Here is a 19367-nt window from a genome sequence, read left to right as displayed (position 1 = left end):
CGCGTCAGCGGGTTAGCTCAATCCGGCTTCAATGAGATCGCGCACGGTGCCAGGATCAACGCTCATCGCCGCGCGACCTCACAGAAACCTCCAGATTCCCAACCGGTTGAAAATCTGATTCACGATGCTGGCCGGGATTGGAGGCCGGCACGGAATGGGTCAGGCGCTTTCGATGGATTTGCGCTCTCGGTTGCTGGCGGCGATCGATAGCGGAATGAGCAGGCGAGCCGCAGCGGCGAGGTTTGGCGTGGCGCCTTCAACGGCGATCCGCTGGCAGTCGCAGCGAACGGCGACGGGCAACTTTGCTCCCAAGCCTCAAGGCGGCGATATGCGCTCGCGCCGGATCGAGGAGCGCCGCGAGGAGGTGCTGGCTCTGTGGGAGGCGGACCGGGACATCACGCTCGACGAACTTCGGGTGGCGCTCGCCGGCATCGGTCTGTCGGTGGCGAACTCGACGCTGCACCGGTTCTTCGCGCGCCACGCCATCACGCGGAAAAAAAGGCTCTCCTGAGCTTGTCGAAGGGACCGGCCACGCGATCGAGCAGGACCGGCCCGACATCCTGAGGCAGCGTCGGGACTGGTTCGACGGCCAGTGCGATCTTGCCCCCGAGCGGTTGGTGTTCATCGACGAGACGTGGACCGCGACCAACATGACCCGCAGCCATGGCCGCGCTCCAAAAGGCGAGCGGCTGCGGATGGGCTTCCCGCATGGTCACCGCAAGACCACGACGCTGGTCGCGGGGCTGAGAATGAGCGGGATGATCGCGCCAATGGTGCTCGACGGACCGATCAACGGCGACTGGTTCGAAGCTTACGTCGGCCAGGTGCTCGTCCCCGAACTGAAGCCTGGTGACGTCGTCATCATGGACAATCTCTCCAGCCATAAGCGTGCCTCGGTGCTCGCTATGATCGAGGATGCAGGCGCGAGCCTGCGCTTCCTTCCGCCCTACAGCCCCGACTTCAATCCCATCGAAAAGGCCTTCTCACGCCTCAAGGCCATGCTCAGGAAAGCCGGCGAGCGCACCGTCTCTGGCCTTTGGGATCTCATCGGCCAGCTCGTCGACCTCTTCGAGCCCGCCGAATGCGCCAACTACTTCAGCTCATGCGGTTACGACCCTGACTGATCGGAATCCGCTCTAATTCATGGTGATCGGGTTGTATATCAGGAAAAGTAGTCGCCGGCGGTTGAGCGGTGTGAACGCTGTCGTTCAGCTCGACATCACCGGTTCTCGATGATGGCCAGACTCCATGGCTCCAGTGTCACCGCCTCGCCTGCGGCGATCTTTTTGCGGGAGAGCAGCTCTTCTCCGGCGGAGGCGACGGGAACAGTCGCCGGCTTGGCCGAATAGTTCAGCAGGTAACGCAGTTGACGCCCATCGGGTGTACGGCCCTGACGTTGGATTTGCGGCCAGCGCACCTTCGGAACCTCGACCCCTGCACGCCGAACCTCGTCGACAAGCATGGTCTCCGCCATGGCCTCGGTCGGCATGAAGCCGACATAGCTGACCTGGCCCTTGCCCCAGTCGTTGCGCGTCATTGCCGCGGCCGCTGGCCATGACGGATGCTGGTAGCGGGCGACGACCTTCGCGGTGGTGGGGGTCAGCATCTCCATCCACCAGCGCGCCTTGTTCGCATCCTCGCCCACCGCGAATGGATCGCCGGCCAGCGTCACGCCGTTGGGGTTTGTAAACAACTGGTAGGTGACGCCCGCCGCCTGTGCGATCGCACCGGGCTGGCTGGCGTAGCGCACCTTGACGTTTTCGTCGGTGAAGCCGCTCTTGAAGCTGTAGAGCAGGTGTCCGCCCCGCTTCGCGTAATCGTTCAGCCGGGCGATCTCCGCATCGTTCGCCGCATAGAGCGCAGGCACGATGATGAGCTTGTAGCGATCGAGCGGCACGGTCGAGTCGGGCGACAGAAAGTCGACCTCGACATTGCGGCGATACAGCGGGTCGTAGAAGCCGTGAACGACGTCGCTATAGGTTATGTTGCGGCCTTCGGCGTTGATCTTGAAGGCATCGAAGGCGGTCAGCGCGGTGTTGCTGACATAGATGGCGACCTTGTTGTCCTTTTTCAGATCGACCAGTTTCGGCCCGAGCCGCTTGAAGTCGGCCCCGATCGTCCGAGCCTCGTCGTAGAGCGGGTTCGGCTTATAATCCTGCGTCAGCAGCCCGCGCCAATAGGTCTCGATCGCATTCGAGGTGCTGGCCCAGTGCCAGTATTCGACCATGTTGGCGCCGGAGGCGAGGTGGCTGAACGCCTGGAGCCGGAGCTGGCCGGGGAAGGGGGTCCATTGTGGAAACCCTTGCGCCTCGGTTTCCAGCACCAGATAGTTCTCGCCGTTGCGGATCGACCGGGCGAGATCGCCGAACATCGCGATCTCCAATCCGGTCAGCTTTTCCTGGCTGGGATGGTAGATATCCACGCCCGTCACATCTACCGCCTTGGCCGCCTTCCAGTGATCCGCCTGCGATTGAAGACCGTAAGAATAGCCCGGCGCGAAATCGTAATCGAAATTGTGGGTTATGAACTGCGCAGGCTTCGCATGGGCGCGCACCAGCTGCGACTGCCACGTCAGGAAGTCTGTGATGAGGCTGCGCTGGAACTTGGCGAAGGCACCGTTCATGCTGGCATTGATGGAGTTGCTGGTGGAAGGGAAGTCTTCCCAGCGGTTGATGCGATTGCTCCAGTAGTCGAGGCCCCACGCCTTGTTCAGGGCGTTCAGGTCTGGCCATGTCCGCTGCATCTCCGCGCGGAACGCGGCCTGGACGCGCGGCGTGTCGAGGCCGTAAGCTTTGGTCTCATTGTCAATCTGGTATCCGATGACTGCCGGATGATCCTTCACATGGTCAATCAGCGCGACGATCACGCGCTCGCAGGCGGCACGATAGTCGGGATCGGTGATATCCATGTTCTGCCGCGGGCCGTAGGTGCCCGGCCGTTGCAGGACGTTGGGATGCTGGCGCGCCAGCCACGTCGGTACGGCATAGGTCGGCGTGCCGACGATCACTTTGATGCCATGGCGGTGCATGGCGGTGAGCATGCGATCAACGTGGCTGAAGTCGAACACGCCGGGCTGGCGCTCCAGCGTTCCCCACGTCGACTCCGCGATACGTACTACGGTGATGCCCGCCGCCTGCATCATGCGCGCGTCTTCGTCGACGCGGTCCACCGGCGTATATTCGTCGTAATAGGCCACGCCATACAGGACTGTGTTGGGCAACTGAACGGTTGGGGTAGCCGTGGCAACGGCGGAAAAGCCCAGAACGCCTACGGCGGTCGCAAACGCACCCATCACACCCTCTCGACAGTATTACTAATATCGCCGAGCTACCATGAGGGTGGAGTACATACCACCTGTAAGTCGTTGCCCGTCCCACGCTGAGCGGCAGCGGTTTGCTCAAGCCGTAAACATCCAGCTTCGCTACGGCACAAGTGCCGCCTGCCTGAGGATTGTGCTTCAGTCGCTGTGTTCAACCCGCTTCCCTGAACGAGGCAAGCCGAAACTGAGACCTGCGTTCACCGCCAGAAAAACGAACGGTTTTCTAGCGGTTGCCGGATCGCATCGCACGGACGCCATCAGCTAATCAGAAAACCCGTTGCGAAAACCAGTGCCACGTTGCAGGTAGGTAGCTGTCTTTTCTGACGGAGTCGGCATTGCTCATCGGCTACATCCGGGTGTCTAAGTCGGACGGGTCGCAGACGCTGGCGCCCCAGCGTGACGCGCTGCTCGCTGCCGGTATCGATCCGTCGCGCATCTACGAGGATCTCGCCTCCGGCCGGCATGATGCCCGGCCCGGCCTGACCGCCTGCCTCAAGGCATTGCAGCCCGGCAATACACTCGTGATCTGGAAGCTGGACCGACTGGGGCGCGACCTGCGTCACCTAGTGTTGACCGCAGAGGCGCTCCGGGAGCGCGGTGTTGGGCTGAAGGTGCTGACAGGTGCCGGCGCGCAAATCGACACCACCTCCGCCAATGGGCGGCTCGCATTCGGCATCTTCGCCGCCTTCGCCGAGTTCGAGCGGGAGCTGATCGCCGAACGCACCCAGGCGGGACTGGCAGCCGCGCGGGCGCGAGGCCGTCTCGGCGGACGCCCCCGCAAGATGGATCGCGCCACTTTGTCGATGGCGATGACTGCCATGTCCGACCGAGGGGCCATCGCGGCCGACGTGGCACGGCGCCTCGGGATCACGACGACCACGCTCTATGCCTATGTGAATGGCGACGGCAGTCCCAAGGCACCGGGGCAGGCGCTGCTTGATGGCATACCGTTCCGCAAAGAACAGACGCAGGCCGCGTGATGGGCGCGGGCGTCACGATCCCCATCGAGGCGATCGTGACCCTGCGCCGACGCCTTTCGGCGCTACCGGCGCGGCACCCGGAGCGCGGGCCGCTGCTGGCGCAGACCGCCGACCTGTACGGTGTGAGCCGTGCCACGCTCTATCGGTTGCTGCGCGGCGAGCGCCGACCGAAGGATGCCCACCGCGCCGATCGCGGCACGCCGCGCATTATGCCAGCCGATGAGATCGAATGGTGGTGCGAGGTTGTCGCGGCGATGAAGGCGCGCACAACCAATCGGCAGGGACGCCGCCTGTCCACCAACCGCATTCTCCGGATCGTCACCGAACACGGCGTCGAGACGCCCGATCGCGGGTTGGTGAAGCTCACGCCCGGCAGGCTCACCGCCTCGACGCTCAACCGGCATATGCGCCGGCTCGGCTACGACACGGCGCGACTTACCCGCGAGCGACCGGCCGTCCGCTACCAAGCGGAGCAGTCGAACATGCTGTGGCATTTCGACATGAGCCCGTCCGACCTGAAGCAGTTAAAGGTGCCGACCTGGCTCGACCATGACCGGCAGGGCGCGCCGACACTGATGCTGTTCTCCGTCGTCGATGACCGATCCGGCGCTGCGTATCAAGAATATGCGCTGGTCTATGGCGAAGACGCCGAGGCGGCGCTGCGCTTCCTGTATCGCGCGATGGCACCGAAGGAAGACAATCCGTTCGGCGGCATCCCCGATCAGCTTCAGATCGACGGCGGCCCGGTCGGCAAGTCGGCAGTATTCAACCGGGTCATGGATTGTCTTGGCATCGAGGTGATCCGCCACATGCCGAAGGGGTCGGATGCACACCGCACCACGGCGCGCGCCAAGGGCAAGGTCGAACGCCCGTTCCGTACCGTGAAAGAAGCGCACGAGACACTCTACCATTTCCATGAACCCGACAGCGAGGACGAGGCCAATCGCTGGCTGGCACGCTATGTCGCGACCTATAATAACGGCGGGCATCGCCACGAGCAGCGTTCGCGCATCGAGGACTGGCTCGCCCGGCTGCCCGAAGGCGGCATTCGCACAATGTGCACCTGGGAGCGCTATTGCGCCTTTGCCCGCGAGCCCGAGCGACGCCGGGTCGGTATCGACTGCCGGCTGACCGTTGCCGGCGTCACCTACGAGGTTTCGCCAGAGGTCGCCGGCGAGACGGTCGTGGTCTGGTGGGGCCTGTTCGACCAGGAACTTTGGGTCGAGCATGGCGAGGAACGCTACGGCCCCTTCGATCCGGTCGGCGGGCCGGTGCCGCTGCATCGCTATCGCAAGCACCGCAAGAGCCGTCGCGAGGTACGCGCCGACCGGGTGGATGAGCTGGCGACCCGCATCGGCATTCCGCGCTCGGTCCTGTCCGGCGAGGAGGATATCGTCGTAACGACCGCACCCGCGATGGGCAGTCCGGTGGTGCCGTCCCGCTTGTTCGTTGATCCCGACCCCTTTGCCGAGCTGACCTTCGCGACCCCGCTCAGGGGTCATCGCAGAATCTCTTTCTGAGCGTACGCTAGGGACGGGCGACGATCCCGAGCCGGAGGATTGAGCATCGGTTGTATATCTCAGCGATAGACAGATCATGCCGAAGCGATTAACGATAGCTCGCAGAGTGAGGGCGTTATGATATTGGCAGTCGGAAACACGAAAGGCGGCGTTGGGAAGACGACCCTCGCCGTCAATCTCGCGGTCGCGCTGGCGACGGCCGGTCGTGACCTGTTGCTGGTGGACGGGGACGAGCAGGGCACCGCCCTCACCTTCACCCAGCTTCGCGCCGAACGGCGTGGTGAGGCCGGCTATACCGCCGTCGCCTTGACCGGCGCCGCGCTGCGCAGCCAGGTCCGCCAGCTCGCCAGCAAATATGATGATATCATCATCGACGTGGGCGGGCGCGACACCGGCTCGCTGCGCGCCGCGCTCACCGTCGCCGACACGCTCCTGGTGCCGGTACAACCGCGCAGCTTCGACGTGTGGGCGCTCGATCAGGTTTCGGCGCTGGTCGCCGAGGCGCGCGAGATCAACGAGGGCTTGCGCGCCGTCGCCGTGCTGAATGGCGCGGACGCGCAAGGGGCCGACAATGAAACGGCCTTGGAGATGATCGGCGATATCGAGGGGATCGAGGTACTGACCACGTCGATCGTGCGGCGCAAGGCGTTCCCGAACGCGGCGGCCGAGGGGAGGGCGGTTATCGAGCAAAGCCCGCGCGACCCCAAGGCGATCGATGAGCTTACCGCGCTGATCGGCGCGGTTTGTATATCAAGATAATATCGGAGTGGGTGTTAATGGCTATCGCTCGTAAACCAAACAGCAAGCCCAAGCCGCCGATCGATGAGGCGGCGGCCGATGCCTTCATTGCCGGCGCGGCGAAGCCCGAGACCGCGCCGCTCGCGGCCGATGAGGCGGGGCAGGGGGCCGAGCCGCGCAAGTCGCCGGTGATGCTGCGTTTCGACCGTGCCTTGCTCGCCAAGGTCGATGCGGCGGCCAGACGACGCGGGATCAGCCGCAGCGCATGGATTCAGTTCACGGTGAGCCGTGCGCTCGATGCCGGCGAGGGGTAGGACGGGCGAAGGCTAGGCGGCCGTGGCGCGCTAAAGGTGAGTTTTGGGGTAGGGCCTCACCGTTCGGCGGCCAGTGCGCTGAAATCCACCAGAACCGGCATTTCGGCGATGCCGCGCAGCTTGGCGCGGCGGACGATGCTGTGCTGGTCGATCAGGTCTTGTGCGTCGCGTCGCCCGCTCGACGTTTTGGACAGCCACACCATCTCCACGCGCTCGACCTTGCGCCCCTTCTTGATCGGATTGAAATAGACCGCGAAGGGGCACAGCTTGTTGATTTCGTCCTGCGCGACCTTGAGGCAGTATTTGTTGAGATCGGCGAAGCGTTCCAACTTGCCTTCGGGAACATTGAGCAGGCCGCGCAGCTCCGCGATCGTTAACTCTTCGCTTTGCTTGTATTCGAGGCCAATTCGGCGTTCGATCATCTCATAGAGGCAGAGCGCATATTTCGACTCGAAACAATACATCACCTGCGTCTTGAGGCGGGCATAGACCTCACTGTTGCGCAGTATCTCGATCAGCTCCTCGGGGATGCGGTAGTGGAGGAAGCCGTCTTTTTCGAGGCTTTCGTCGCTGGGGCCGAGAAGCTGGACGCGCCGCTTATAGCTTTTGCCGGCCTTGCGGATGGTGACGATCGCGATCGTCCCCATCAGGCGCAGCAGCGAGCTTTCGATCCGCTCATTGCCCTGGTGCGTGCCCTTAAGCGCGGATTTGGCGATGCGGTGGATCACCGGCTCGCCGATCCGCTCCCAGGCATTGGCGATCAGCAGGTTGTAGATGCGGCGATCGGCGAGGGTGAGAGGGGTCAGCTCGACAATATCGACCAGCTCGCCGGGCTTGACGATTTCACCGTAATTGGCTGGATCGAACGGATTTCCGCGCCCGCGTTGCGCCAGTGTAAGAGCGGCTTCGGTCGGGGCGGGCTTGGTCATAAGGTCATTCCAAAGGTGAGCGGGAATCTGTCATCGCCTCACCCTAGCCATGAACGGTGAGTTAGGCAAATCCTCCGGCTCGCCGCAGCGACCTACCCCAAAACTCACCGTCGCAAAGGCCCATACCCCAAAGCTCACCCGACTCTGCCCCAACACTCACCGTTCCCCACCCCAAAGCTCACCGTAGGCTACCCCAAAACTCACGCGACTCGACCCCAACACTCACTTTCCGGGGCCATTTTCCCTAGTTTTCTGCGGGTTTGCGGACCCCTGAATCTTGAATCTAAGAGGAATCTTGAATCAGAACGGGACCGGTGAGTATTGGGGTGGCCCTGCCTGTGGATAACTCCGCGCCCGTGGCACCGTCAAACTCGAAAGAAGAAGAAGGCACCGCCTCTTGGGGCTTCGCCCCGCCGGCTCGCGGCCTTCGGCCGCCCCAGATCGCTACGCGATCCTCCCACCCGGCATCCCAACAATGAGCCGGCTCCGCCGGCACGCTTTTGTTGATTGGGGTATGGTGCGACCGCCGCGCTCCTGCCGCCAGCCCATCGCCAAGCCCAACCGTCGAAATGGCTTTCCAAAAAGCCAGGCGGGTATGTGGGCGCTCCGCTCGAGAGGACAGGAGAGGCCAAAACGTCCCCAGAGGCGATTCCCGGGTCGCCCAGCACGATTCCGGCTCTTGGACAGAGTTTCGGGCGTCGGAACCGTCCATGGCGCTCTACGGGCTTCCCAGGCAGTCGATTTTTCGGCGCGAGATCCACGACCCTTCGGGGTATCACCCACCGCCGCGCGATATGCGAACGGTGAGCCGATACCCCAAAACTCACCTTTCGTGCGCCGGAGCGCGATTTCCGCGCGTTCGGGCGATTCCGGCGTGGCATAATGTGCGGCGGAACACCATCAACCCGACATCGTCTGTATATCGGAATGATGGCGATTCGTCGGATCGAGGCCGTTTAAACGGCCTCATGCCTTGTCGAAGCGGCCCGCGAATTCGCGATCGGCATAGTAGCGCAGCTTGGTCGCGATGATTGGGCGTTGTCCCGCGAGGAACAGGATTTCGCGGTCCTCGCGCAGCGTGCGGACTTCATCGGGCGTCAGCAGCGGCCACGGCGGACGCCCCGGCGCGCGCGCCAGCTCGGTCAAGCCTTGCGCGACCATGAGGCGCAGCCAGCGCACATAGGTGTCGAACAGATCGGGGGGCAGGACGAGGAACACGCTCGCCGGCCGCTCTTTCAGGTCCGCGAAGCGGAAATCCGATCGGCCGAGCACAGCTGACATGCGCGGGCTGTCGAGGAAATGGCCTCTGTGCATTATTCGGACACAGATTCACGGTAGCATTCGCGATGCGGGCTGACTGAACTCCCCGGTTGGCGAGCGACCAAACTCTGGCATTGGATTAGCCGGATGCAGATGCCATAAGCCGACATCAGTGAGGTAGCTTGGACCAGGGAGTTCGATCATGCTTTCGCTATTGGCGCTCGCAAGTGCGAGCACGGGTGCGATAGACTGTAAGGCTTTCGCCTCACGATCCGCGCAGCCCATAGAGGTGAAAATCAAGCAAATCTCTGCGGAGAGTCTCGACCCTAACGCTAAGGTCATTAAACACCCAATAATTCTTGGGAATCGCCGACCTATCAAAATGGGAAACTCGTTTATCAAAGAAACGGATATCGATTCTGGTCGTCTGATGAACGGTTTCCCGAGGTGATCGAGATTGTCGAGAAGTCACTAAGCAGCATTTGTCAATATGAGATTTTGGTGCCCAGTGGATATGATGCGGTGAGAGGAAAACCTCTCGAAGGTGGCGAAATCACGTTTTATCGGCCCGATCAACCGCCTGAACCGCCGCCGAGATTGACCGCCGCGGATCAGGTCGGTGCGTGGCCTGTTCTTGAAGGATATGTCACACGCGGCACTTGGCCGATTTATACAGCGTACGGGCAAATGTTCGTGGCATTGATGCGCCCGAGTAATTCAAGGTCGTCGCAAGATACTGCCATCGTTATCTTCTCTTCCAAATTAGGTCTAACGCCTGCGAAGATTCTCGCGAGTGTTCGAGGAAGCTATTCATCAGTGTCGGTCATGCCGAACATTCACGGCACCGGGTGCGGCTTCGCGCTCACCGGCCATGGGAGCGGTGGTTCGTTGGAGGAAGTCTCCTTCTGGATGGACGGCCAGACAGAGGATGATCTCGCCACCCAATTTGCTACTCCGCTAAAATGACGGCTTAGCTGCGGATTTTCCTACAAGCGGCCGTTCTTCTGACCACCATTCCTTCACGTTACGAGAGGGCGGTAAACCTGTCGTGAGCTGATAGAGCCGTCATCGACGCAATTCTTCGATCCCGAGTTCCTGCCACATCCACGCGAAATCGTAGGTCGCCATCGGGTCGTCGGCATCGATCTGCCGTCCGCTGAGATTTTCGAGATGCTTGAGCCATGCGGCGAGCTGGGCGCGCCCCGCCTTGCTGCGGGCGCACTGGCGCGGCGTCTTGTCGCCGAGCATTGGGACGGGCTCATCGAGGAGGGTTCGGTACTGACGATCGAGCATGCCATGCACGAGCGGGGTGGCGACCTCGACGGGAATGTCCGGCGCCGGCTCCGAGGAGGTTCGTCCCTCCTGCCGCGCCGCCGTCGCCTGTTCGACCGTCTCGATCTCGGTCAGTGGTGCCCCCACCATGTCACCAAGAGTCTGCGTGATAAGCGCAACCCCTCGTTCCGCACGCTCTGCCGAGGTGACGGAAAGGGTGAGAGCGCGACCCTTGAGCTCCAGATTGCCGAGTACCGGCGTGCCGTCCTCCATCGTCACGCCCCATGCCATCTGGCCCATGCCTTTCTTGCCCGGTTTCGGCTTTGTCCCCAGCCAGTTCCAGAAATGGGCTGTTTCACGTTGCAGCACCGAAACGGAATCGAGGCGCTCCGCGACAAGAGCCTGCGTCGTGCCACGCGCGAACGGGAAGCGGACACGGTGGAAAACGACCTCCTCGCCATCGGCATTATGCAGCGTGGGAATGGTGGCGGGCTCGAGCATCCTGGGCAGGATGTCGAACAGCCAGACCATCGAGATGAGTGGCGCCAGGTTGCGGAGTTGATCATCCCCAATCGCCAGCTTTGCACGGGCGCCGCGCTTGCCCTGTCCCATGCGTAATGCTTCGAGAAGCGCGCTCGTGGCTTCCGCGGTGAACAACAACAAGCCGCCAGCCAGGACCCTATGCCCGCTTACGGACAGGATGCGCGCGCCGATACGATCCCACGGACCCAGCGTCTTCGAGGCGGAGCGCTCGCGGACCTGGACGGGATCGCCGCCCCGGATCAGGTCGCGAGCGAGGAAGCCGACGCCGGGCTCGATCGCGCTGACTTCGTAGACGCTCATGACGGAGGCCTTCAGCGCGCGCATGTAGATCTTGTTGGGGCCGGCCTCGTTCCATCCGCGGCGCTTGAGATATTCGTCCACGACGTTGCGGCCATCGGGCTCGAAGACGCGCGTTGCCAGATCCTCGAACGCGCAGCCCCACAGGGTCATGACCCAATGCTCCCCGATGATGCCGGGCAGTTCATCGGAATCGATGTCGAACTGCGTCAGCGCCGGTCCCAGATGATCGTCGAGCGCGTCATGCAGGTCGTCGGCCCATTCGGGCCGTGTCGCGAACTTCATCAGCTCGGTCAGGTCGTGGCCGCGTTTCATGCCGGTAGCTCCACAGTCTGTCGGTGCGCGGCGACGATGCGCGAAACGGTCGGCTCGCTCACATGATAGAGCCGCGCCATCTCGGCGCCGGATTTTCGTCCGGAGATGACGGACTCCGCAATCTCGCGCCGTTGCTTTTCGCCGAGCTTGCGCCGGCGTCCGCCGATCCGCCCTTCGGCGCGCGCCTGGGCAAGGCCGGCGGAGGTGCGCTCGCGGATCATGGCCCGCTCGAACTCGGCGAAGCTGCCGACCATCTGCATCATCATGCGGCCTGCGGCCGTGGTGGTGTCGATCGCCTCGGTCAGTGACCGAAAGCCGGCGCCAGCGGTCTCGATACGATCCATGATGTGCAGCAGATCCTTGAGGCTGCGCGACAGCCGGTCGAGCTTCCAGACCACTACGACATCGCCGTCGCGAAGCTGCTCGATCATCTCCTGCAGCTTTGGCCGATCCCAGCGCCCGCCACTGGCGGTCTCCTCGAACACGCGCTTGCAGCCGGCCGCATCGAGCGCGCGGCGCTGGGCGACGTTCGATTGCTCGTCACCCTTCGATACCCGGGCATAGCCGATCAGATAGGGTCCTTTGGCCAAATTTGTGCCTTTCAAAAACGGCCGTATCCGGAGGCCAGCGCGGCAGTGACGGATTTCTGCGGCCCCCTGCCTTTCACAATCCTCTTTCAGAACCATGTCAAAAGGCAAGCGGTTTTTGGAGGCTCAAGAGTGCCAGGATGGATACTTAAGATCAAATAACGAGATCGTCATTCGTGGTTCAGAGGCACAGGAGCATCGTGCGGATCTCGGTTGAATCTTGTCTTTGGAGGTTCGAGTGAAGACGTTCCGCACCACCATCATAGCAGCCATCGTCGGCGCGACCGCATTGGGTGTCACCACTGCGGACGCCCAGTCCTGGGGCTATGACACCGACATGGCGAACCGCGCCTATCGGAGCGCCGACGAGCGCGCCTTCCAGGCCCGTCGAGACCAGCACGCCGCGGATGCCGCTGCCTATTGGGGCGATTATGCAGCTGCGGACGCCTATGCCCATGCTGCCGACGTGCGCAGGACGCAGGCCTGGCGTGACGCCCGCTTCGCCCATCACGAGAACAATGTCGCGCGGTGGGATTATTGGCATGGTGGCTGGGGATACTGAGCAGCCGATCCAATCGACCCGCCAGTCCGGCCGACAGCAACCCATCCGCATAACGAGGACCGAAATGACGCTTACAAGGCGATCCCTGCTCGCGCGCGGCGGTGCGGCCTTGGCCAGTTCGTTGGCCGACGCCCCGACATTCGCGTTGCCAGACCATGCGACCGGCAAGAAAGGCCTTGCGGGTGCGGCTCCAGTCGCTTCGGGGCTACGCACAGACTGGTATTATGATTGGGGTGTGCATCGGGCGGGCAAGGGCGTGCCCGACGCCGACCCATCGATCCGCTTCGTGCCGATGATCTGGGGCTTGAACGGCAACACCGACGCGGCGCTGGCAAAGATGCGGGGAACGCGCCTGCCGGTGTTGTTCGGCTTCAACGAGCCCGACCACCACGACCAGTCCAACCTGAGGGTCGAGCAGGCGCTCGACGCCTGGCCGAATCTTCAAGGCATCGCCGCTGACCTCGTCAGCCCTTCCTGCGCACAACCCCACCAGCAATGGATGCAACGCTTCGTCGAGGGTGCGGAACGACGCGGGCTGCACTTCGACTCGGTAGGTTTCCATCATTATGGCTCGGCCGACCCGCACGACCTCATCGGCCTGCTTCATCACGTCCACGAGATGTACAAGCGTCCCATTTGGGTGACGGAATTCGGCTGCGTGGATTGGAGCGCGCACGGCGAACGCAAGAATCGCTATACCGAGCGTGACGCGGTCCGCTTCATCGAGACGGTGTGTCCGTTCATGGAGCGGACCCCTTGGATACGGGGTTATGCCTGGTATCCGTGGGGAAAACCAGGTGGGGGTGGTCCGCTGTCGGCCTCGGCCTTCTTCCAACCGGACGGCAGCCTCACTGACGCGGGCCACGCTTATGCAGCGGTATGACAAGCGTTTTCGCCACTCCGCTCGACGGTGATCGCAATCGATGGCGGGAAGATCGTTACCCCGACAACTGACGGTTTGGCACGATTACCGCTCCTGTAGCCCTTATGCTGACATCGGCATCATGTCTCACAGCGTGGACTGACGTCTGCCAGTAACATGGCGAGCTTAATGCGGCTGGACCGGTTTCGACCGGTCCAACTCAGGCAGGAGAATATCGATGGTAGAGCATAAGGGCGCAGAGCACCATCGCGTCGCGGCAGAGCATCATGACCATGCTGCCCGTCATCACCGCGAGGCCGCCACGCATCATGAGGAAGGCGATCACGAGAAGGCCGGTCATCATGCAACCGCTGCGGCTGGCCATGCCAGCCATGCGCGCGAACATAGCGAGCACGCTCATCGCCATCATGCGGACCATCATCACGATTGACCTCGATCGCATGCCGGTTCTCGAAGGGTCCGGCCGGCATGCCTTTCGATGGGCCGGATTATGTCGAGCTTTCCAGATTTCTTGGAAGTCCGACGCTCATTCAATAGCGTTGGGTATACCAACGATGTATTTGAGAGCGGACTGGTTGCCTAAGCACTATTGGTGCCCGTTTATATGGCGGGCCCAAGAAGGTTCGGTTGGGCTCTTGGGGCACCAATGCGCGGAGGCTTGGTAGTTTTACGGTCTATCCAAATCGCCAGACGAGTCGCACATGGCTGGCGGCGAAGCCGAACCACGCTTTAACCGCTGGCTCCGGTCTCGTCACTTTGTGACAGTTCAATTTGTCCTGCGCGATCATATCTGATCGCCATAACGGGTCCTATGATCCGATAGCGGATTAAAGGGACCATTTGTTGCCGCTCTCACGGTTCCCAAAAAACCGAGACCGCCCTGCCACGGCGAATATCGGGTTGATTAAGCACATGTAACGATAAATCTGCTCGTTGAGGCGCTAGTTGTGCGCTGCGGTATGACACCCCCTGTCATATCGTCACTCCGAACCTGCCCCGCCGTCGAGCTTGCTCCGGCGGGGTTTTTTGGGGCCTGAAGATAAGCGCGGATGGCTTGTTCGGCGTTGGGCCATGGAGCGAGCGACAAGCCCGGATCGTTCAGTTGCTCGGGGCCTTCTTCCCATCCGCCGCGCAGGACGCACGACCAGAACATCAATGGTCGAGGCACCCACAGTTCCGGGAAGCCATGGCCCTCGCCCTGCGGGTTAAACCCATAGACCCAACGTTTCTTGTCCGGCGGGACCGGGCGCGCCTCGTCGCGCAGCGCAAGATTGACCTGCACGAGCGCCTGGACGCGGAGACGATCGGGGGCGTCCATCCGGTCCTCGGGCATTGGATCGGTCATGCCTGGGCTGGCTCGCCCGGGTGCGCGGTTCGCAGGATCCAGCCGACGTCCGCCAGCGAGCGGACGGCGACATGGCGGCGCACATAGGCGGCCCGACCGGTCCGATCGAGCCACTGTGCGCGTGCACCGGCTTTCACCGCTCCTTCGACATCGGCGTGCCAGCTATCGCCCACCATGAGCAGTTCGTGCGGCTCTATGCCGAGGCGGGCTGTCAGGGCGGCGTAGAAGAAGCGCTGAGGCTTGGTAGCCCCCACGGCGAAGGAGAAGTGCCAGACGTCCACCCAATCGCCCAGGAGGGCCTTTAGAGGGGCGGCATAGGGTTCGGCGAGATTGGAGGCCACCACGACGGTCACGCCATGCGCCTTGACCCTCCGGAGCGTCTCGAGCGCATCGGGATAGGGGGTGACCGACGCCAGTTCCTCCTCGAGGCCGATGCGCTCGACATGGGGCGGGGACAGGCCGAGCATCGCGGCATAGTCGTCGAGCCCGATCGCGGCGGTCATCGGCGAGGGGAGTTCGGCCGCGCGCTGGCGGGCCCGGGCGACCAGCCGTTCATAGGGGCGGTGTCTTTTCCCGATGCGGACGAGGGTGCCAAAAGCGTCGAAGGCGACCGCGCGCGTGATTGGCGGGCTAGGGTAGTGCAGATGCTCCGTATAGCGTCGATCGGCGACGGCGAGCAGGCGGTCGTAGAGATCATCGGTCACGGTGCCGGCGCGGACCAGGGCGTCGGCGACTACGGCCGATTCCGGATCGGACGGCTCGCGGAAGGCGAGGCAGGCTTCGAGCTCGCGGATGCCCGACCAGCGCTCGCCGAAGGGGAGCATATTCTGTCGCCATCCGTCGCGCTCGCCTTCGGGCACATGGTCGCGGCGCGGGATGCGGTCGGCCAACTCGGCATCGACCGCTTCGTACCCGGCCTGCTCGGCCGGCGTGCGGAAGTGGGGATGTGTCCAGGTCATTTGCGTGCATCGAACGTACGGCGAAGATAGGCCAGCATGGCGATGGCCTGGCGTTCGCTGGGGTAGACGATGCCGAGCCAGCATTGACGGCGATCGGACCATAGCCCCCAGGATCCGGCGTGCTCGCGATCGGTGCGGGGCGCGACCCGATAGTCGATATGGATCATGGCAGGAGCCATCCGGTATAGGATCGACCGTCGCTGTTGGCGCCGAAGCACCAGTACGCGCCGTCGCGCTTCTCGCGTTTCCAGCCATAATCCTTGGGGCAGGCGGCGATAGCGGGGATGGTCTGTTCGCTCGCCTGGTCGAGTTGGCGGGCAAGCCTGCCGTTGGCGGTGTTGGCCCAATTCGCCGCGGCGACCTCATCGCGGGCCTGGGCATAGCCGGCCGCGTGCCCGGCGGTACGGCCGAGAAAATAGCCATATCCCGTCGCGAGAGGGATGAGCAGGGCGAGCATGAGCAATCCGACATTCCACCAGCGGTCCCGTCGGCGCCGGCGGTTCTCATCGTTCCGGCGCTCGGTCTGGTCGAACGCCATTTGCTTGACGATGAGATGGCGGGCGGAGGCGTCGTCGTCGAGGCGGCGCGTCCATTCCCGAACCGAGCTGTCGAGGGCTTCTCGTGCTCCCTGACGCGCGCCGGCCTCAGCGTGGCGGGCGAGCTGGTCGGGATCGATAAGGCGATCGGCGATGCGCTTATTGCGGGCCGCTTCCTCCTCTGCACGCTTGGCATCCTTGGCGGCGGCATCGGCGACGCTGGCGCGCACGTCGGCGACGAGATCGCGGATCATGCCGAAATTGGAGAGGAGGCGCTGGATCCCGGTATCGATGGCCGAGAACATGCTGAACGCCTTGGCGGTGTCGGCCTGGTCGCGTGCGCGGGCAGCGGGCGAGGGGGCCGGCACGGGGTCGGCCGGAGGTTCGGCAGGTGCACCGGTCGGCGTATTCCAGTCGGACATATCGAACTTGCCCGCTGGGGTGTCGGCTCGGTCCCCGCCGCGATTCCTTCCTCCGCGTCCCTGGCCCTGAATCCGACGCGCTTGGTCGAGCAGGCGGCGGGGTTCGTCATCCCGATCGCGATCCATCAGTTCTCCTCCACCGGCAGCGTCCAGCCATCGAACGCTTTACGGTCCTGGTCGCGGTTGATGCGCTCCATCAGCGAGCCGACGACGTTGGCGAAGCGCTGGTCCTTGGTAGCGGCATCGATGAGCAGGCCGCCCAGAATGATCTTACGGCGGGTATCGAGGCGGCGTCCCTCGGCGGCGATCCGGGCGTTCAATGCATCGAGGCGGGCCTTGGCCTGGGCGACGCGTTTCTTCGCCAGTTCGACCGCTTCGGGGGTGGGAGCCGCCATGCACACCTCGCGACAAGAAGGGCACCACAGCGCCTGTCGAAAGGTAGGATAGCGCAAACCAACAAGCGACGCCACCCGAGTCGACGGTAGAAGACAAGGGCGCACTTTAGCATTACTGCGTAATGCGTGCGGCAGGGATACCCTGCACCCATGTCGCTTCGCGACAGCGAGGCCTCCGCCCCACACCCCGACCAGCGCAACGCCGCTGGACCACGTTGGAGAAGGCAGGCGCGGCGATGGCGATCTACCATCTGGCGGTGAAGTCGGTGTCGCGCTCGACCGGGCGTAGTGCGGTCGCGGCGGTCGCGTATCGTGCCGGCGTCTGTCTCAAGAACGAGCGCGACGGCCTGGTGCACGACTACACTCGGCGGGGCGGCGTCGAGGATGCGTTCATCGTCGCGCCGGAAGGCGCGGAGTGGGCGCAGGACCGCTCCGCTTTGTGGAACGCGGCCGAGGCGGCGGAGAAGCGCAAGGACGCCAAGGTGGCGCGGGAGTATGAGCTGGCGCTGCCGGCCGAACTGGACCGGGACCAGCGCCGGAATCTGGTGCGGGGGTTCGCGGAGGAGCTGCGCGACCGCTACGGGGTGGCGGTCGATGCGGCGATCCACGCCCCCCATGATTATGGCGACGATCGCAACTTCCACGCGCATGTCATGACCACGACGCGGGTGGTGGAGGCGGACGGCCTCGGGGCGAAGACACGCCAGCTCGACGTGCGAACGTCGGCGTCGGCCGAGGTGGAGGCGATCCGCGAAAGCTGGGCGGGACGGGTCAACGAGGCGCTGGAGCAGGCGCTGGTGCCCGAGCGGGTCGATCATCGCAGCTACGCCCGCCAGGGCGTGGAGATGGAGCCCACGGTGAAGATGGGGCACGCGTCGGCCGCGATCGAGCGGCGCGCGCAACGCGAGCAGGAGGCGGCCGGAGAGGAGCGCCATGCCGTCACCCCGCGCGGCCGGATGAACGAGGCGATCGAGCAGAAGCGGGGGCTGGGGGCTTACATCGAGCGCGGCCGGGAATGGCTGCACGAGGTGGACCAGTGGGCGCGCGATCATGTCGAGCTGGCGGCGCAACGCATGTCGGACCTGGTGAGGGGCGCGGCGCAGGCGATGCGGGCGGGGCTGCAAGCCAGGGTCGGCGACGGGTTCGAGGATTTGCCCGCCCTCGACCGTTCACCCCGGCGCGAGCAGGCGCCGGGGCTCGACATGGATCAGCCGCAGATCGAGCGCGATCGGCAGCGGGAACGACAACGCGATCTCGACCACGACATAGGGTTCGGGCGGTAGAAACCCGTAAGAGGTCATTTGGCAAAATGTAAGGCAAAACTTGACAAATGTCAGGAAATGCCTTACAATGTGTCTATGATTAAGACATACGCCAGCAAGGCGCTTGAAGCCTTCGCCACCGAGAGAGATGGCTCAAAACTTCCCGTCCAGAACCACAGCCGCGTCCGCCGCATCCTGCTTGCGTTAGATGCTGCCACGAAGCCCGAGGATATGCACCTACCGGGCTTTCGCTTTCACGGGCTGAACACCAACCCCAAACGCTACGCGGTCGATGCCAGCGGCAATTACCGGATCACGTGGGCTTGGGATGAGGGTGATGCGATCGACGTGAACATTGAGGACTACCACTAGGAGGGAATGCCTCCCGAGTTGAAAATCTGTCAGTTATTGGTTGACATGTAAGGCGATAGTTTACACATAGGGCTTACACAGAGACGCATGACGATCCGGGATCGGCCCGGACAGGAGACAGATGATGAACCAGCTCGTATCCGGCCTTGCCCCGATGCACCCTGGTGAGCTGCTGCGGGAGGACATTCTGCCCGCGCTCAACAAGCCCAAGGCGGAGATCGCCAGGCTGATCGAGGTGTCGCGGCAGACCCTCTACGACATTCTTGCCGAGAAGCAGGATATCACCCCGACCATGGCGCTTCGGGTCGGCAAGCTCACCGGCACGACGCCCGAAATGTGGGTGAACATGCAGCGCAATTACGACCTGCGCGTGCAGGCGGTGAAGGATGCCGATATCATCGCGCGTATCCCGACCTTGGAAGCCGCCTGATCCTTTCCCGTTTTCCCGTCTAGGTTGGGGCTTTTCGGGAAAAGTGAATTGGGAACAGATTCCGGGAAAACCCCGCCTTGCTGTCATTATAGAGGGGCAATGAGGCGGACTTTCTCACGTGCCGTTC

The 19367-nt window shown here is 63.3% G+C and carries 20 protein-coding genes and 2 pseudogenes; 11 read left to right on the top strand and 11 right to left on the bottom strand.

Annotation, left to right across the window (positions count from 1 at the left end; genetic code table 11):
• Positions 1-154: 154 nt before the first annotated feature.
• A protein-coding gene (locus LHA26_RS19920; RefSeq protein ID WP_437441276.1) for an IS630 family transposase occupies positions 155-1124 on the top strand; the annotation gives its coding sequence in 2 pieces (ribosomal slippage) (positions 155-493 and positions 495-1124; 969 coding nt in all).
• 95 nt (positions 1125-1219) lie between these two features.
• On the opposite strand, the gene LHA26_RS19915 is transcribed toward LHA26_RS19920, so the two are convergent.
• Positions 1220-3292 (bottom strand): beta-galactosidase, encoded by a 2073-nt coding sequence (locus LHA26_RS19915; RefSeq protein ID WP_252169060.1) that lies wholly within the window; start codon positions 3290-3292, stop codon positions 1220-1222.
• Between the two features lie 362 nt (positions 3293-3654).
• Here LHA26_RS19915 and LHA26_RS19910 point away from each other — a divergent pair, with 362 nt between their 5' ends.
• The 4 genes and pseudogenes from LHA26_RS19910 to LHA26_RS19895 all read left to right on the top strand — a co-directional run bounded on the left by LHA26_RS19910 (position 3655) and on the right by LHA26_RS19895 (position 6871).
• Entirely contained in the window at positions 3655-4299 is a 645-nt protein-coding gene (locus LHA26_RS19910; RefSeq protein WP_252169059.1) for a recombinase family protein, read from the top strand.
• Positions 4300-4316: 17 nt separating this feature from the next.
• Positions 4317-5813 (top strand): annotated as a pseudogene (locus LHA26_RS19905) (transposase family protein); the annotation flags it as partial.
• Between the two features lie 123 nt (positions 5814-5936).
• Positions 5937-6578 (top strand): AAA family ATPase, encoded by a 642-nt coding sequence (locus LHA26_RS19900; protein WP_252169058.1) that lies wholly within the window; start codon positions 5937-5939, stop codon positions 6576-6578.
• A 17-nt stretch (positions 6579-6595) separates the two neighbouring features.
• Positions 6596-6871, top strand: coding sequence for a hypothetical protein (locus LHA26_RS19895; protein WP_367890761.1), 276 nt, complete (start codon positions 6596-6598; stop codon positions 6869-6871).
• Between the two features lie 56 nt (positions 6872-6927).
• Here the strand turns inward: LHA26_RS19895 and LHA26_RS19890 are convergent, their stop codons facing one another.
• A complete protein-coding gene (locus LHA26_RS19890; RefSeq protein WP_252169056.1) occupies positions 6928-7800 on the bottom strand; it encodes a replication initiation protein in 873 nt (290 codons plus the stop codon).
• Between the two features lie 966 nt (positions 7801-8766).
• A pseudogene (locus LHA26_RS19885) lies at positions 8767-9102 on the bottom strand (type IV secretory system conjugative DNA transfer family protein); the annotation flags it as partial.
• A gap of 405 nt (positions 9103-9507) precedes the next feature.
• On the opposite strand from LHA26_RS19885, the gene LHA26_RS19880 reads away from it, so the two are divergent.
• Complete coding sequence (locus LHA26_RS19880; protein ID WP_252169055.1) at positions 9508-10026, top strand: hypothetical protein; 519 nt, start codon at positions 9508-9510, stop codon at positions 10024-10026.
• A gap of 99 nt (positions 10027-10125) precedes the next feature.
• On the opposite strand, the gene LHA26_RS19875 is transcribed toward LHA26_RS19880, so the two are convergent.
• Positions 10126-11487, bottom strand: coding sequence for a DUF7986 domain-containing protein (locus LHA26_RS19875; protein ID WP_252169054.1), 1362 nt, complete (start codon positions 11485-11487; stop codon positions 10126-10128).
• On the bottom strand, positions 11484-12077 hold the full coding sequence (locus LHA26_RS19870) for a recombinase family protein (protein WP_252169053.1): 594 nt from the start codon (positions 12075-12077) through the stop codon (positions 11484-11486). The genes LHA26_RS19875 and LHA26_RS19870 overlap by 4 nt, the downstream gene beginning before the upstream one ends.
• A gap of 235 nt (positions 12078-12312) precedes the next feature.
• On the opposite strand from LHA26_RS19870, the gene LHA26_RS19865 reads away from it, so the two are divergent.
• Positions 12313-12636 (top strand): hypothetical protein, encoded by a 324-nt coding sequence (locus LHA26_RS19865; protein ID WP_252169052.1) that lies wholly within the window; start codon positions 12313-12315, stop codon positions 12634-12636.
• 64 nt (positions 12637-12700) lie between these two features.
• A complete protein-coding gene (locus LHA26_RS19860; protein ID WP_252169051.1) occupies positions 12701-13519 on the top strand; it encodes a glycosyl hydrolase in 819 nt (272 codons plus the stop codon).
• A 199-nt stretch (positions 13520-13718) separates the two neighbouring features.
• Here LHA26_RS19860 and LHA26_RS19855 read toward each other — a convergent pair whose 3' ends face one another.
• From LHA26_RS19855 to traD, 6 genes are all read right to left on the bottom strand, one after another.
• A complete protein-coding gene (locus LHA26_RS19855; RefSeq protein WP_252169050.1) occupies positions 13719-13943 on the bottom strand; it encodes a hypothetical protein in 225 nt (74 codons plus the stop codon).
• A gap of 480 nt (positions 13944-14423) precedes the next feature.
• The gene (locus LHA26_RS19850; protein ID WP_252169049.1) at positions 14424-14864 is read right to left on the bottom strand and encodes a hypothetical protein; all 441 of its coding nucleotides are present in this window, start codon (positions 14862-14864) and stop codon (positions 14424-14426) included.
• Positions 14861-15823: an HAD family hydrolase gene (locus tag LHA26_RS19845; RefSeq protein ID WP_252169048.1), complete on the bottom strand. Its 963-nt coding sequence runs from the start codon at positions 15821-15823 to the stop codon at positions 14861-14863. The genes LHA26_RS19850 and LHA26_RS19845 overlap by 4 nt, the downstream gene beginning before the upstream one ends.
• On the bottom strand, positions 15820-15990 hold the full coding sequence (locus tag LHA26_RS19840) for a hypothetical protein (RefSeq protein WP_252169047.1): 171 nt from the start codon (positions 15988-15990) through the stop codon (positions 15820-15822). Before LHA26_RS19840 ends, LHA26_RS19845 begins: the two co-directional genes overlap by 4 nt.
• Entirely contained in the window at positions 15987-16907 is a 921-nt protein-coding gene (locus LHA26_RS19835; RefSeq protein ID WP_252169046.1) for a hypothetical protein, read from the bottom strand. Before LHA26_RS19835 ends, LHA26_RS19840 begins: the two co-directional genes overlap by 4 nt.
• Positions 16907-17176, bottom strand: coding sequence for a conjugal transfer protein TraD (traD, locus tag LHA26_RS19830; protein WP_252169045.1), 270 nt, complete (start codon positions 17174-17176; stop codon positions 16907-16909). The genes LHA26_RS19835 and traD overlap by 1 nt, the downstream gene beginning before the upstream one ends.
• 236 nt (positions 17177-17412) lie before the next feature.
• Between traD and mobQ the strand changes: the two genes are divergently transcribed.
• The 3 genes from mobQ (at position 17413) to LHA26_RS19815 (ending at position 19240) form a co-directional block, all read left to right on the top strand.
• Positions 17413-18459: a MobQ family relaxase gene (mobQ, locus tag LHA26_RS19825; protein WP_252169044.1), complete on the top strand. Its 1047-nt coding sequence runs from the start codon at positions 17413-17415 to the stop codon at positions 18457-18459.
• A 75-nt stretch (positions 18460-18534) separates the two neighbouring features.
• A complete protein-coding gene (locus LHA26_RS19820; RefSeq protein ID WP_252169043.1) occupies positions 18535-18810 on the top strand; it encodes a type II toxin-antitoxin system RelE/ParE family toxin in 276 nt (91 codons plus the stop codon).
• Positions 18811-18931: 121 nt separating this feature from the next.
• Positions 18932-19240: a HigA family addiction module antitoxin gene (locus LHA26_RS19815; RefSeq protein ID WP_252169042.1), complete on the top strand. Its 309-nt coding sequence runs from the start codon at positions 18932-18934 to the stop codon at positions 19238-19240.
• Positions 19241-19367: the final 127 nt, after the last annotated feature.

The organism is Sphingomonas morindae (assembly GCF_023822065.1).
GTDB classification, from domain to species: Bacteria; Pseudomonadota; Alphaproteobacteria; order Sphingomonadales; family Sphingomonadaceae; genus Solisphingomonas; species Solisphingomonas morindae.
Note: the sequence above shows the minus strand (reverse complement) of the source record. Positions and strands in the feature narration are given on the sequence as shown.

Coding starts and splice junctions, on each gene's coding strand:
- LHA26_RS19915 (WP_252169060.1), bottom strand. CDS start 3,292: ATGGGTGCGTTTGCGACCGCCGTAGGCGTTCTGGGCTTTTCCGCCGTT.
- LHA26_RS19900 (WP_252169058.1), top strand. CDS start 5,937: ATGATATTGGCAGTCGGAAACACGAAAGGCGGCGTTGGGAAGACGACC.
- LHA26_RS19895 (WP_367890761.1), top strand. CDS start 6,596: ATGGCTATCGCTCGTAAACCAAACAGCAAGCCCAAGCCGCCGATCGAT.
- LHA26_RS19890 (WP_252169056.1), bottom strand. CDS start 7,800: ATGACCAAGCCCGCCCCGACCGAAGCCGCTCTTACACTGGCGCAACGC.
- LHA26_RS19875 (WP_252169054.1), bottom strand. CDS start 11,487: ATGAAACGCGGCCACGACCTGACCGAGCTGATGAAGTTCGCGACACGG.
- LHA26_RS19860 (WP_252169051.1), top strand. CDS start 12,701: ATGACGCTTACAAGGCGATCCCTGCTCGCGCGCGGCGGTGCGGCCTTG.
- LHA26_RS19850 (WP_252169049.1), bottom strand. CDS start 14,864: ATGACCGATCCAATGCCCGAGGACCGGATGGACGCCCCCGATCGTCTC.
- LHA26_RS19845 (WP_252169048.1), bottom strand. CDS start 15,823: ATGACCTGGACACATCCCCACTTCCGCACGCCGGCCGAGCAGGCCGGG.
- LHA26_RS19840 (WP_252169047.1), bottom strand. CDS start 15,990: ATGATCCATATCGACTATCGGGTCGCGCCCCGCACCGATCGCGAGCAC.
- LHA26_RS19835 (WP_252169046.1), bottom strand. CDS start 16,907: ATGGATCGCGATCGGGATGACGAACCCCGCCGCCTGCTCGACCAAGCG.
- traD (WP_252169045.1), bottom strand. CDS start 17,176: ATGGCGGCTCCCACCCCCGAAGCGGTCGAACTGGCGAAGAAACGCGTC.
- mobQ (WP_252169044.1), top strand. CDS start 17,413: ATGGCGATCTACCATCTGGCGGTGAAGTCGGTGTCGCGCTCGACCGGG.
- LHA26_RS19820 (WP_252169043.1), top strand. CDS start 18,535: ATGATTAAGACATACGCCAGCAAGGCGCTTGAAGCCTTCGCCACCGAG.
- LHA26_RS19815 (WP_252169042.1), top strand. CDS start 18,932: ATGATGAACCAGCTCGTATCCGGCCTTGCCCCGATGCACCCTGGTGAG.